This window comes from Aeromonas sp. S2(2024), assembly GCF_041402505.1.
Lineage (GTDB): Bacteria > Pseudomonadota > Gammaproteobacteria > Enterobacterales > Aeromonadaceae > Aeromonas > Aeromonas media.
Map to the genome: position 1 here is coordinate 15,401 of NZ_JBGLRL010000031.1, position 13,497 is coordinate 28,897.

The following is a 13,497-nucleotide window of genomic DNA, read 5'->3' on the forward strand; positions in this document are numbered from 1 at the left end:
CTTGCCACCCACTGTTCGCTCCCTCACAAGGGCTGACGGCGAGACATAAAAAAAACCAGCGACCCGGGTCGCTGGTTTTTTTTCATCTTCAGAGGGTTCAGAGCATGCGGGCCAGGGCACGGCAGAGGCGCTTGATGCCCTCTTCCGTGGTGGCCTCATCCACGCAGGAGAAGCTCAGGCGCAGGGTGTTCTGGATCTCGGGGCGCACATAGAAGGGAGCACCGGGCACGAAGGCCACCTTCTCCTTGATCGCCTCGTCGAACAGGGCCATGGCACTGACGCTGGGCGGCAGGGTCAGCCAGAGGAACATGCCTCCCTCGGGACGGGTGTAGCTGACACCGGGCGGGCAATGACGGCTCAGGGCGGCCTCCATGGCGGCCCGCTGGCGGCCATAGACCTCCTTGATCTTCTCCAGATGGGCATCCAGCGAGTGATCGGTCAGGAAGCGGTGCAGCACCTGCTGGCTGAAGGCGTTGCTGTGCAGATCCGTGGCCTGCTTGGCGATGGTCACCTTCTTGCGCAGCCAGTCCGGCACCAGCATCCAGCCCAGACGGAACGCGGGCACCACCGTCTTGGAGAAGGAGCCGAGCAGCACGGTATTGTTCGGCGCCAGCTTGGCGATGGGGGGAAGATGTTCCCCCTCGAAGCGCAGCTCGCCATAGGGGTCGTCTTCCACCATCAGCAGATCGTGGCGTACCAGGCGCTCGGCCAACGCTTCGCGGTTGGCACGGCTGTAGGAGACCCCGCTCGGGTTCTGGAAGTTCGGCACGCCGTACAGCAGCCTGGCGCTGGAACCCTGCTCCAGCAGCGCATCCAGCGCGGCCAGATCCAGTCCCTCTTCCCCCAGGGTGATGGGCTTGAAATTCGGTTGATAGACGGAGAACGCCTGGATGGCACCCAGGTAGCCCGGTTCTTCGATGATGAGATCCTGCCCTTCGTTCACCAGCACCTTGCCCAGCAGATCCAGCGCCTGCTGGGAGCCGCTGGTGATGAGGATGTTGTCCGGGTTGACCACCATGCCGTGGCGACTCTGGTAGCGATCGGCGATGTACTGGCGCAGCGGGGCGAACCCTTCGGTGGTGGCATATTGCAGCGCCGCGGCGCCCTGCTCGCGCAGCACGTCCTGGCAGGCTTGCTCTATGGCCTTGACCGGGAACAGGTGGGGATTGGGCAGGCCACCGGCGAAGGAGATGATCTCCGGATTGGCGGCGACTTTCAGGATTTCACGGATAAAGGAAGGCTCGACCTTCTCGAAGCGCTGGGCAAAAAACGGCTGCATAGGGTTCTCTCTGACTAGGTGGCGGTCGCTCCATTCAACCGCCAGGTTATCCGTTTGTATCAGATTTCAGAAATGAGGCAATGGCTGTCACAAAAATCCATAAAAAAGGGCAGGTTTGGCACCTGCCCGAATTTTATCGTCTCTACCCTGGCCGGGGGCGCAAAAACCCCTGTCAGACGTTCATCTGCCCTGAGCCTGGAGCCCGGGTTCTTTCAGCCTGAAGACGCAGATCATCGGCTCGGTGCTCAGAGCCCGGGTTCTTTCAGGAAACTGATCATCAGATCCGTGTTGGCACCGAGTTGCTGCTGGACCCGGCCCGGGAACAGTTCGGCCATCTTGTCGAGGCGGTCGTGCTCTGTGTGCCAGATCTTGCCCCACTGGGTCTCGCTGTCCCGATCGCAGGCGCTCTTGCTGGCCTCGTCGTAGCAGTCCCACAGCGCCGGGTTGGTGCTCTGGGAGTAGCCGTCATAGCCATCTTCCCCGTTGATGGTGAAGTTGGTGGCTTCCACGTAGGCGATGGGCACCCCCAGGCAGGCAAAAGGCGCATGATCCGACCAGCTGCCGGTCTCCCCTTCCGGGTAGCCGCCGTAGCTGGGGTGAATGGCGAACGGGGTGGCGCTCTGCTTGGAGATGGCCAGCAGGCGGTCGCGCACCTTGGGATCGAAGCTGTAGCGGCTCGGCTCGGCGCAGCTGTACTCGGCCACGTCCGAATGGGCGGAGTGGACGTAGACGATGTCGCCCCCGGCTATGGTGTCGTAGTTCACCATGGCCAGCAGCTTGGCGACGGCGTCGGCATCCAGGCTGGCGGCATAGGCCTTGGAGCCGTTGAGGCCGTTCTCCTCAGCCCCGAAGAAGGCGAAGCGCACAGTGTAGGGCAGGGTTTGATCCTTGAGCGCCTCGGCGACCGCCAGCAGGGCCGCGACACCGGCGCCGTTGTCGGTGGCACCTTCGGAGCCCTTCTTCTCGCCTGTGCTGTCGTAGTGGGCGCCGATGAGGATCACCTTGTCACTCTGGCCCTTGAGCTCGGCGACCAGGTTCTGGGAGTGCTTCTCGGTGCCGCTTCGGGTGTAGGTGAAGGGCTGGTTCTGCACCTCGTAGCCCCAGCCGGTCAGATGGTCCTGGATCCAGGCGGCGGCGCGGGTCTCGGCCTCGGTGCCCGTGGGTCTGGCACCTATTCCCTCGGCACTGGAGCTCAGCTGCACCAGGTATTCATAGGCCTGGGTGGCAGGGGCGGGGGGCTGGGAGTCATTGTCCGAGGGGTTGCACCCGGCCAGCAGGGCCGAGATGGCGAGGGTCAAAAGGGCTTTTTTCATACTGCAATCCTTTGTTGTGTATGGTTTTATTTTTCCGCGTCAGGATGCACCTGACGCCCCGCAGATTCTGTGAAGGGGGTGGCATTTGTCAACCGCAGTGGCGGAATTGGTCAGTCAGGGGGGATTTGTTTTGCGAAACACTTGCGCCTTGGGCCTATCTTGGGATAATTCGCTCCCCTGTTTTTGCCGATTGATGAAATAACGAACCACCCAGGTCGGCCTAAACCCGGATTGACCCCGGTTCTGTTACCCGGATTGATGAAATAACGAGACAATTATGCCTGTGACCCAAGATGTATTTAACGAAGACGGCAAGTTCATGCGCAAGATCCGCAGCTTCGTCCGTCGCGAAGGCCGCCTGACCAAAGGGCAGGAGAAGGCCCTGGAAGAGCTCTGGCCGGTCATGGGCATAGATTTCGCACCACAGCCCCTCGACATGGTGGCGCTGTTTGGCCGCGAGGCCCCAGTGGTGCTGGAAATCGGCTTCGGCATGGGCGCCTCCCTGGTGGAGATGGCCAGGAATGCCCCAGAGAAGAACTTCATCGGCATAGAGGTGCACTCCCCTGGCGTGGGTGCCTGCCTCGGCACCGCACAGGAGGCGGGCGTCACCAACCTGCGCGTCATCTGCCACGATGCGGTGGAAGTGCTGGAGCACATGATCCCGAACGGCTCGCTCTCCTGCCTGCAGCTCTTCTTCCCGGATCCCTGGCACAAGAGCCGTCACCACAAGCGCCGCATAGTGCAGCCGGCCTTCGCCCAGGACATCCGCCAGAAGCTCGCCATAGGTGGCGTCTTCCACATGGCCACCGACTGGGAAAACTATGCCGAGCACATGCTGGAAGTGATGAGCGCCGCCGAGGGGTACGAGAACACCTCCGCCACCGGCAACTGGGTGCCCCGTCCCGACTGGCGTCCGCTGACCAAATTCGAACAACGTGGCCATCGTCTGGGCCACGGTGTCTGGGATCTGATTTTCAAGCGTGTCAGCTGAGCTGGCACGTCAACTCGCGTATCAACTAACTTGAGGAGCTATCATGGCCAATCGTAGCCGCCGTCTGCGTAAGAAACTGCGCGTCGATGAATTCCAGGAAATGGGTTTCGACATCAGTTTCAACTTCCCGGTCGGCACTGCCGAAGAGACCATCGATGCAGTAGTCGATGCGATGATCGATGAGGTTGTTGAACCCCGTAAGCTGGCCTTCGCCGGTTCAGGCCACCTGGCCTGGGAAGGGATGATCTGCACCCAGCAACTGGGCAAGTGCACCGAAGAGGACCGCGCCGTCGTCAAAGCCTGGCTGGAAGGCAAGGGGATGGAGGCCGTGGTGGTCACCGAGCTGTTCGATCTCTGGTACGGTGAGCCGGCCTGATATCTGACTGCCTCTCGGGCAGATAGAAAATCCCGCCGCCGGCGGGATTTTTGTCGGTGAGCCTGGCCTCACCTCGTCTCACGTCATGGAATCGTCTATGGTGTTGTCATCCGAATTACTGGCCAGCATCCTGGAAGAGGTGCGCCCGCTGCTCGGGCAGGGCAAGGTGGCCGATTACATTCCCGCGCTGGCGCAGGTGCCGGCGGACAGACTCGGGATCGCTGTCTGCACCGTGGAGGGGGAGCTGTTCACCGCCGGTGACGCCTTCGAGCCCTTCTCCATCCAGAGCATCTCCAAGGCCCTGAGCCTGACGCTGGCGCTTACCCTCTATCAGGAGGAGGAGATCTGGGCCCGGGTGGGCAAGGAGCCGTCCGGTCAGCCGTTCAACTCCCTGGTGCAGCTCGAGTTCGAGCACGGTATTCCCCGCAACCCCTTCATCAATGCCGGCGCCCTGGTGGTGAGCGATCTGCTGGAGACCCGGCTCACCGCCCCGCGCCAACGCACCCTGGAGCTGGTGCGACGCCTGTGCGGCAATCCTGCCATCATGGCGGACCAGGTGGTGGCTCGCTCCGAATATCAGCACGCCGCCCGCAACGCCGCCATCGCCTACCTGATGAAGGCCTATGGCAACTTCGAGAACGAGGTGGACAAGGTGCTGCAGAGCTACTTCAATGCCTGCGCCATCCGCATGAGCTGCGTCGATCTGGCCCGGGCATTCATCTACCTGGCCAACCGCGGCGCGCCGCTCGGCGAAAGCACATCGCTCTTGCCTGCCCGCACCACCAAGCAGGTCAACGCCCTGCTCGCCACCTGCGGCCTCTATGACGAGGCTGGCGACTTCGCCTACCGGGTCGGCATGCCGGGCAAGTCCGGGGTGGGGGGTGGCATAATGGCGCTGATCCCCGGCGAACTGACGGTCTGCGTCTGGTCCCCCGAACTCAACAAGGCGGGCAACTCCCTGGCGGGCACGGCGGCGCTGGAGCTGCTGGCCGAGCGCCTCGGCCGCTCCATTTTTTAACTTTGTTCACTATGCATCGAGACAACATCATGAAACGAATGACTGGACTGTGGCGAAGCGGCCTGGCTGCCTTGCTGCTCTGGTGTGCCTGGCCCGCCCTGGCCGCCGAACTGCCCCCTCTCTCCCTGGCCGATGCCAAGGCGAAGCAGGCCGTGATCCTGGATACCCGCCCCAGCTACTTCTACCAGGGCTGGCCCATGGCGGGCGAGAAGCAGGCGGGCCACGTGGCTGGCGCCGAGAACCTCTCCGCCGAGTGGAAATACAGTGACGAAGAGTGGCCCAAGGCGCTCGCGAGCAAGGGGCTGAAGGCCGATCTGCCGGTTGCCCTCTACGGCGCCCCGCGGGAAGTGGCCGAGGTGGCCCGCCTGCTGCGCCAGCAGGGCATCAAGCAACTGTTCGAGCTGCAGGGCTGGCAGAGTGCGCCGCGCGAGCACCTGGCCCGCTGGCAGCAGCTGGTCTACCCGCTCTGGCTCGCCGATCTGCAGGCAGGCAAGCCGGTAGCCGCCGCCCCCAAGGGGGACTGGAAGGTCTTTGAAGTCGACTGGGGTGCCCCCAAGGCTTATCTGCTGAGCCACATCCCGGGGGCCGGTTACATCGACACCAACCGCCTGGAAGAGGAGCCGCTGTGGAACAAGGTGTCTGACGAAGCCCTCAAGCAGTTGCTGCTGGAGAACGGCATCCGCCACGACACCACCGTCATCCTCTACGGTCGCAACACCATGGCGGCGGCCCGTGCCGCTCACCTGATGATGTATGCCGGGGTGGAAGACGTACGCCTGCTGGACGGCGGCCTGGATGCCTGGTTCGTGCAGCACCTGCGCACCGAGACCGGCCTGGCCAACAAGTTTGAGCCGGTGAAGGAGTTTGGCGTGACCATTCCGGCCCACCCCGAGTATTACACCACGCTAAGTCAGGCGAAAGAGCTGCTCAAGCAGCCCGATAGCGCCCTGGTCAGCGTGCGCACCTGGGACGAGTTTGTCGGCAACACCTCCGGCTACAGCTACATCAAGCCCAAGGGCGACATCCCTGGGGCCAAGTGGGGTCACGGTGGCGTGGATGCCAACAGCATGAGCGACTTCCACAACCCGGACGGCACCATGAAGCCGGCCCGTGAGATCCTCGCCATGTGGGACCAGTGGGACATAGCGCCCACCCAGCAGGCCGCCTTCTACTGCGGCACCGGCTGGCGCGCCTCCGAGGCCTTCTTCTACGCCTGGCTGATGGACTGGAAGCGGATCAGCGTCTACGACGGCGGCTGGTACGAGTGGAGCTCAGACCCCAAGAACCCCACAGTCACAGGTGAGCGCAAGCCACAGGGCTGATGACGCGGATACGTTGCCCAGTCAAAGGCCGGACTCATGTCCGGCCTTTGAGCATTCAGGGGGCTGAGATGGGGAGTTGATTCTTGATATGGATCCAGTTTTGCAGAGTTTTTTGAACGGATTGATTTCATTGAACTAATCTTCAACAGACGTCCTTGAGGTGAGGATGAAAGCGGAGATTAAAGCAGATGAAAAAGCTGATGATGATCATGGTGTGTGCCTTGGGGCTGGTGGCATGCAGCTCCCAATACATAATGAGTACCAAGGACGGAAAGATGATCACCACCGACAGCAAGCCCAAGCTGGACGAGAGCACCGGCATGTACCGCTACTACGATGCCGAGGGGCGGGAGGTCATGATCAAGCAGGACGATGTTACCCAGATCATGGAGCGCTGATACCTTGTGACTGTGGTGAAAGGAGGGCTGCCCTGGGGCAGCCCTCCTTGCTTCAGCCCGTCAGCTCTCCCACCTGGCGGTTCACCTGACCGGCGAACAGCTGATGGAAGCGGGAGCCCGGATTGGCCAGCAGGCTGACCGGCGATCCCTGCTCCACCACGGTACCTGCCTCCATCACCACGACTTTGTCCACCGACAGCAGCGGCTCCAGATGGTGGGCGATCACCAGATAGCTGGCCTCGGGCCGGTAGCGATAAAGTAACTCCGCCATCTTGCGCATGCCGCCGTGACTGAGATCCGAGGTGGCCTCGTCCAGCACGATGAGCGGGCAGTGCGACAGCAGAATGCGGGCGATGACCAGCAACTGGGTCTCGCCGGCGGAGAGTTGCAGCCTGTCGAGATCTTCGTCCAGCCGGCCAGCGCAGCGTTCGGCCAGGCCGACCCGGGCCAGCGCCTGTTCCAGCGCGGCGTCGCTCTGCTCGCTCAGGGGGGAGAGATTCGCGCGCAGGGTGCCGAAGAAGGTGAGGGGGATCTGGGAGACGGTGTCATAGAGTGCGCGCACCGCCTCCGGCGCCAGGGCAGAGAGCGGCTGCTCGCCGTAGTAAATCTCTCCCTGGGAGGCCGGGTACATGGCCTGCAGCACCCCGAGCAGGGAGCTCTTGCCCGCCCCAGTACGGCCACAGACCCCCACCTTCTCGCCAGGGGCAAGCTCGAAGTTGATCCTGTGCAGGGCCCACTGGCTCGCACCCGGGTAGCGCAGTCCCAGGTTGTCAAAACGCACCGCCGGATGGGGCGTGGCGAGGGCCTCTCCCTCCTGGCGCTCGCTCTCTATCTCGCTGTATTCACGCACCCGCTCCACTGCGTTCATCACCTGTTCCACCTCGGCGAAGGTACGGATCAGGGAGTTGAGCATGGCCGAGGCGGTGAAGGCGTAGGTGATGGCCACGGCTCCCAGCAGCGGGCTGTTGCCAAAGGCCACCATCAGTGCCACTGCCCCCACCAGGGCGGCGGAGAGCAGGGTCTGGTGCATGCCGAGCCAGCGGTTGATGGAGGTGGTGGTGTACCAGCTGCGCAGGTTGTTGTCATAGTGATGCAGCACCTGATCCAGGGCGAAGCGCTCGGCCCCGGCCAGACGCAGGGCGGGGGCACCGCGAATGGTCTCGCTGATGCTGATGTAGAGCGGGGAACGTAGCACCGAGGACTGGCGCCGCAGCTTGAGCTGCACCGCCCGGTAGCGCCGTTGCAGCACGTAGAGCGCCCAGCCCACCAGGGGGGCGATGAGCAGCAGCAGGGGAATGTTGATGCCGATGACCACCACCTGCAGCAGCACAGAGACCAACATGCCGAACAGCCCCATCAGCATGGAGAGCAGCACCTCCTGGGCCTCCCCGAGATCCCGGTCGAAGCGGTTGAGGATGCGCCCCTGGGGCACCTTGTCGAAGAAGGCCATGGGGGCGCGGCTGATGCGGCCCAGCATGCCGTCGAACAGGGTCCAGGCCAGCTTGAGGCCGAGTTTGTAGTTGATGACCCGCACCACCATGATGCAGACGAGGGAGCCCGCCCCCAACAGCACATAGATGCCGAGCAGGGTGCCCACATCGCTCACCTCGGCCTTGCCGCCGAGCCAGAGATCCGAGGCGATGCGCAGCCCCTCCTGACCCAGGGTGAGTAGCAGGGCGATCAGGATGGCGCCGGGGGCGGCCAGGCGCTGCCACATGAAGCCGAACAGCCCCCAGTCCACCTTGCCTTCCACCACTTTTTCTTCGCTGAACTGCTCCGCCTCCTGAGGCGCCACCATGGGGGTGGGGAGCGGATGCTGGATAAGATCCGCCAACTGGCGGGCGTCGAGCTCCACCAGCCGGCCCTGCTCGATACGGATCACCCGATCGCAGTGGGCCAGCACGTCCGGATCGTGGCTCACCAGCAGCCGGGTCGGTCCCGGTTTGAAGGCGAGCCCCTGCTCCAGCACCTGGGCCGAGACGATGGGGTCCAGTGCTGACAGGGGGTTGTCCAGCAGCAGGATGTCGGCCTCTGCATAGAGGGCGCGGGCCAGGGCGACTCGCTGCTGCTGACCGCCGGAGAGGCGGGTGCCGAGCTCGCCCACCAGAGTCTGATCCCTGTGGCTCAGCAGTCCCAGATCCGTGGTGAGGGCGCAGGCACCGAGCACCCAGTGGTAGCGCTCCTCGTGCCAGGGTTGGCCGAACAGGATGTTGTTGCGGATGCTGTCGTTCATCAGCCAGGGTTTGTGGCCCAGATGCGCCACCCGGCCGTTGCGGCGGATGCTCCCCTCGAAGTCGTTGTCAAAACCGGCGACCAGGTGCAGCAGGCAGCTCTTGCCCGCGCCGGTCGCCCCGGTGATCCCCACCAGCTCCCCCGGCTGGATGCTGAGGCTGACGTCCTGCAACACCATTTTTTGCTGGTGCAGGGCGGTGACGCGGTCGAGCCGCAGGCTGCCTGCCGGCAGGCTGGGGTCGGTGAGATCCCGATGCTGCTCCGGGCCATTCAAGAACTCGCACAGCCGGTTGAAGCCCGTATTGAAGTTGATCAGGGTGCGGATGAGGTAGGGCAGCCGCATCATGGGTATCCGCAGCACGGCGAACAGGGCGATGGTGGTGAACACCTGGGGCAGAGTCAGGCTCTGGCCCGAGGCCAGATAGGTGGTGAAGGTGGCGAGCGTCACCAGCAGCGGGGTGCTCATCATCAGGAAGCTGTTGATGGCATCGAGCTTGAGTACCCGGCCGAGCACCACGAGTTCCTGCTGGCGCTTGGTGTTGGCCGCCCGGGTGAAGAAGGTGCCGAGACCGTTCTGGCGCACCAGCCGCAGCTTCTTGATGTATTCCGCCAGTATGCCGTTGCGCTCGTCCTGCTGGCGCTTGAGCTGCTGCTCCTGCTGGTTCATGCGGCGCACCACCCGGGTGGAGAGCAGCAGCAGCAGGGTGAGCACCGCAAAGCCCACCAGGCCGGCGCTGCCCACCTGCCATACCAGCAGGGCTATGGTGCCCGCCAGCTGCAGCGCCATGGTGAGCGGCATGGCGGGATCCGCCAATATCCAGGTGATGTCCCACACGTCCCGGTTGATGAGGTTCTGTACCCGGCCACCGGCCCTGTCATCGAAGCTCTTGCCGCCGAGTTTCATCACCTTGGCGAGCAGGGACTCGGCCAGCAGGCGGCGAATGGGGACGTGCATCTTGAGCGCCAGCTGCAGGGAGTGCTCCGCCAGCATGCCGGCGGCAAGCACCGAGGCAAACAGGGCGAAAGCGAGCAGCAGCTTGTGGCCTGTGCTGGCCCCGGTGCCGAGCTGGGTCATGCTGTGGTTGAGCAGCCAGGGGCTGGCCAGGGTGGCCAGCATGCCGATCAGCTGCAACAGGGTGAGCAGGCCGATACGGCGGCGGTAGTGGTGCCAGATGAAGGCCATGATGGGCCAGGGGCGCACCGGCGCAGCGGCGGTGAGCGCGAGGAAGGCATCGGCCCGCGCGTCGCGCCTGTCTTCCGGCAGCAGGGGGTAGAGATCGTCGAGACCGACCTGGGGCTCGGTCAGCCCCTTGCGTTGCAGCGGGCCCGTCCAGTGATAGAAGAGGCGGCTCAGCCAGCCGGCCGAGGTTTCCGGATGATCCAAAGGGTGTCCTTGTTGTTTTGTGTTGCTTCCGACAGGGCGGGGCGGCTCATGGGCCGCCCTCGATATTCTTGTTATGGCGGGCGCGTCACCCGAGCGGGATCAGCAGTCCCGGTTCAAGCGGATGAGCCTGTCCAGGATCTGCTCGCCGTCGACTCTCAGGCCGTTGTGCTCGTACTCGTTGGTGATCCAGGCGCGGCTGTTGCCAAGGCCCCTGAGGGTATCGCGGCTGTAGTCGAACTCCACGTACATGTCCTCGGCATAGACGGCGCAGGCCACCGGCACCGGGTTCTTAGCCAGCTGCGCCTGGTCGTAGAGGGGGCCCCAATCGGCCTTTTTGGCCAGTAGATGAGCGGCCTCCTTGAGCGGCATCAGCTCGCGGAACTGCTCGAACATCCAGGGGAAGATCATCTCGCCGGTGAAGGTGAAATCCTTGCCGGGCGCCCAGGCCAGGGCCGGGAACTCGCCCCTGACCCGCTCGGCCGCCCAGTTGCTGGCAGCTCCTTCGCAATAGATGGCCTCGTGCAAAATGGCGAACACCGGATTGGTGTTGAACGGTTGCATGGCCTGCACCTTGTAGAGGAAGGCGGGGTTGAGCTTCTCGCCGATGAAGGCATCCTCCAGCAGGTAGTAGAGCTCCTCGAAGGCGCCGCTGGCGCCGAGATCCAGCCCCTGCTGCTGCAACTGCTCCACCGTCAGGCGCTGGCCGTTGGGCAGGCGCACATCGTGGCGGTGCAGGTGAGTCGCCAGCCGGTTGGCGATGGCCTGGGCATGGGGGAAGCGGGCGAAGAAGGTGCGATTCTTGTCTGCCACCCGTTGATAGGTGGCGCGGTAGACCTCGTCCGCGCTGCGACCTATGGGGGCCACGCCGCCAGTGAGGTAGACCTCGTGCAGGCTGCCTGGGAACAGGGAGAGATAGGTGAGGCTGCAAAAGCCGCCGAAGCTCTGGCCAAGCAGGCTCCAGGGCCGGTCCGGGCTCAGGGTCTCGCGAATGTATTCGGCGTCCCGCACTATGCTGTCGGCGCGAAAATGGCCGAGGTAGTCGGCCTGCTCCCCCGGGGTGAGCCCTGCCAGCGCCTCGGCACTGATGGGGGTGGAGTGGCCGGTGCCGCGCTGGTCGAGCAGCAGCACCCGAAACTCCTGCAGGGCTCGCTTGATCCAGCCGCCGCTCGCGGTCGGGCGCGGAGCGCCAAAGCCCGGCCCTCCCTGCAGATAGAGCAGCCAGGGTAGCTCATCGTTCAGCTTGTCTTGGCGACAGAGAGTGCGGCCAAACAGGGTAATACTCTTCTCGTCATCCGGTTTCTGGTGGTCAAGGGGCACGGTGAAGAAGTGTGGCTCGCAATGGATGCCATCCAGCACGTAGTGCAAGGGGCTGCTCATCTGGGGTCTCCCTGAGGTCGGAAATCGTCGGCCTCATCATAGCCCTGGCTCGCAGAAGGGTCACGCCGGTTTTCCCGATAATGAGCGGCCCGATTGACCTTGAGCTGAACCGGGATCAAGATGAGCGGCCTGCCGAAGAGGGCAGGGGAGCTGGACACAACAGGACGAGGTGGGCTCGATGAAGCCGCGATGGACAAGGTTCAGAAAGAGAAGAAAAGAGACGGATCCTGAGGGAGTGCTGCAGGCGGGGTTGCTGGTATTCAGCGCCACCTGCGGGGCGACCCTGTTGCTGGCGGCCTGTAACGGCGGCTAGCAGGTATGGAAGGCCCGTCCGACAGGGTGGGCCTCTTCATTTGTCCCCTTTCCCGACAGACCTGGACCGGCCTGGAGCCCTTTAATGGTGCGGGTTTGCGGTAGTCTGATACCTGCTGCTATGGTCAATTTACGACGGGATCCACAGAGGGAGGCGATCATGAATAGTCGTGAAAGGGTACTGGCTCATTTGGCCACAGATCACCGGGTTGCAGGATTGACCGCTGGCGAGGCTCTGGCCGGTATCAGCCACTCGATGAGTTCGCTCCTGCTGCAACAAGATCAGCACTTCTTCCGCTCTCATGCCGATGATCCTTGTCACGAGGTCGCCCGGGCATGTTCTGCCGGTCATGTCTGGCACGGTGACGAGAATCGCTATTAGGGGATGACATTTCGGGAAGGGGAGATGCAGAAAGGCCCGCTCAGATGAGCGGGCCTTTCGAATTTGGCTCCTCCTGCTGGACTTGAACCAGCGACATACGGATTAACAGTCCGCCGTTCTACCGACTGAACTAAGGAGGAATTATTGGTGCCCAGAGACGGAATCGAACCGCCGACACGGGGATTTTCAATCCCCTGCTCTACCGACTGAGCTATCTGGGCAACGGCGCGCATTAAACCCTTTCTGGACTGGGGTGTCAACCTTGCAGCCCCAGTTTCTGGCATGTTTTTGCATAGGGTGAACCAAGTGGCGAGATACTGTGCAAGGAGTCCCTGACTCCACACCGGGATCCGGTTGTCGGTAGGTTCTCCTATCGAGGATTTTTCCCTTTATAGAATTGCCTTTTCGCTCTCTCACACGTCCCGAGCCTCCAACAAGTGAGCCCATTTTTTGTCAAAAAACTGATGAACCAACGTGCATGTTTTTTGTGCGCTGAAAAGTTACCAGAAATTGACCAGACAGGTGGAGTGTGTCGGTGCCTCTGTACCTCCGGTTGCCAGATCGTCTGAGTGTCAGCCCTGAAGACAAATCATGAAGAATAATCTAAAAAAATCATGATTTTTTTAGATTGAAAATGCAAAATAAATTCATTTAATAGATTTAAAATCATTTCGTGACATAGATTTTACCTGTGGATAAGTCACGATTTCCCTTCAAATGAGGGCTGTTTATCGCTGGCTTTCAAAAGTCCTTAATTTGCTGGGGGATCCGATTTTACTTTTTGAATCGCCAGTCTTTGACTGCCTCCAGAGTCTTTGCAAATAAAAAACGCTCAAAATATCAATATCTTGCGCACTTTCTGTGCAGTTGTTATTTGGATATGGAAATGCAAAATGCGTCCCAGAACAGCCATCCGGCAGTTCGTATCAAGGGGGCCGTTGTGGAAAAACAACTAATAACTTCGAATGCCAAGGTGCAGAAAAAAACCTCTCGTGGAGTGGACGTGTAGTGGTCAACTAAATCCGGACACTTGGTTAGGCCGATCCTCGGCTTTTGCTGGCGCGATCCCGTCATTGTGTTGATGTGGACGCCGCCAGTTGTAGTAATCCATCA

General features: G+C 62.2%; 10 protein-coding genes and 2 tRNA genes. 6 read left to right on the forward strand and 6 right to left on the reverse strand.

Translation table 11 applies throughout. From position 1 onward, the window contains the following. Nucleotides 1–97: 97 nt before the first annotated feature. Both ACB039_RS19835 and ACB039_RS19840 read right to left on the reverse strand, forming a co-directional pair. The gene (locus ACB039_RS19835) at nucleotides 98–1,279 is read right to left on the reverse strand and encodes a PLP-dependent aminotransferase family protein (RefSeq protein WP_371166279.1); all 1,182 of its coding nucleotides are present in this window, start codon (nucleotides 1,277–1,279) and stop codon (nucleotides 98–100) included. A gap of 245 nt (nucleotides 1,280–1,524) precedes the next feature. Continuing rightward, nucleotides 1,525–2,592, reverse strand: coding sequence for a M28 family metallopeptidase (locus ACB039_RS19840; RefSeq protein ID WP_106887725.1), 1,068 nt, complete (start codon nucleotides 2,590–2,592; stop codon nucleotides 1,525–1,527). Between the two features lie 277 nt (nucleotides 2,593–2,869). Here ACB039_RS19840 and trmB point away from each other — a divergent pair, with 277 nt between their 5' ends. From trmB to ACB039_RS19865, 5 genes are all read left to right on the forward strand, one after another. Continuing rightward, the gene (trmB, locus tag ACB039_RS19845; protein ID WP_139436010.1) at nucleotides 2,870–3,583 is read left to right on the forward strand and encodes a tRNA (guanosine(46)-N7)-methyltransferase TrmB; all 714 of its coding nucleotides are present in this window, start codon (nucleotides 2,870–2,872) and stop codon (nucleotides 3,581–3,583) included. 43 nt (nucleotides 3,584–3,626) lie between these two features. Next, nucleotides 3,627–3,959, forward strand: a complete 333-nt coding sequence (locus ACB039_RS19850) for a YggL family protein (RefSeq protein ID WP_106887723.1) — start codon at nucleotides 3,627–3,629, stop codon at nucleotides 3,957–3,959. A gap of 97 nt (nucleotides 3,960–4,056) precedes the next feature. Further along, nucleotides 4,057–4,977, forward strand: a complete 921-nt coding sequence (gene glsB, locus ACB039_RS19855; RefSeq protein WP_371166280.1) for a glutaminase B — start codon at nucleotides 4,057–4,059, stop codon at nucleotides 4,975–4,977. Nucleotides 4,978–5,015: 38 nt separating this feature from the next. Next, nucleotides 5,016–6,299, forward strand: coding sequence for a rhodanese-like domain-containing protein (locus ACB039_RS19860; RefSeq protein ID WP_371166283.1), 1,284 nt, complete (start codon nucleotides 5,016–5,018; stop codon nucleotides 6,297–6,299). A gap of 188 nt (nucleotides 6,300–6,487) precedes the next feature. After that, nucleotides 6,488–6,697: a YgdI/YgdR family lipoprotein gene (locus ACB039_RS19865; protein ID WP_182787760.1), complete on the forward strand. Its 210-nt coding sequence runs from the start codon at nucleotides 6,488–6,490 to the stop codon at nucleotides 6,695–6,697. A 52-nt stretch (nucleotides 6,698–6,749) separates the two neighbouring features. Here ACB039_RS19865 and ACB039_RS19870 read toward each other — a convergent pair whose 3' ends face one another. Further along, on the reverse strand, nucleotides 6,750–10,313 hold the full coding sequence (locus tag ACB039_RS19870) for an ATP-binding cassette domain-containing protein (protein WP_371166281.1): 3,564 nt from the start codon (nucleotides 10,311–10,313) through the stop codon (nucleotides 6,750–6,752). Nucleotides 10,314–10,412: 99 nt separating this feature from the next. After that, on the reverse strand, nucleotides 10,413–11,690 hold the full coding sequence (locus ACB039_RS19875; RefSeq protein ID WP_371166282.1) for an alpha/beta hydrolase: 1,278 nt from the start codon (nucleotides 11,688–11,690) through the stop codon (nucleotides 10,413–10,415). 472 nt (nucleotides 11,691–12,162) lie between these two features. On the opposite strand from ACB039_RS19875, the gene ACB039_RS19880 reads away from it, so the two are divergent. Beyond that, on the forward strand, nucleotides 12,163–12,384 hold the full coding sequence (locus ACB039_RS19880; RefSeq protein WP_080675078.1) for a hypothetical protein: 222 nt from the start codon (nucleotides 12,163–12,165) through the stop codon (nucleotides 12,382–12,384). 64 nt (nucleotides 12,385–12,448) lie between these two features. Here the strand turns inward: ACB039_RS19880 and ACB039_RS19885 are convergent. Next, a tRNA-Asn gene (locus ACB039_RS19885) sits at nucleotides 12,449–12,524 on the reverse strand. A 5-nt stretch (nucleotides 12,525–12,529) separates the two neighbouring features. Further along, nucleotides 12,530–12,605, reverse strand: a tRNA-Phe gene (locus tag ACB039_RS19890). Nucleotides 12,606–13,497: the final 892 nt, after the last annotated feature.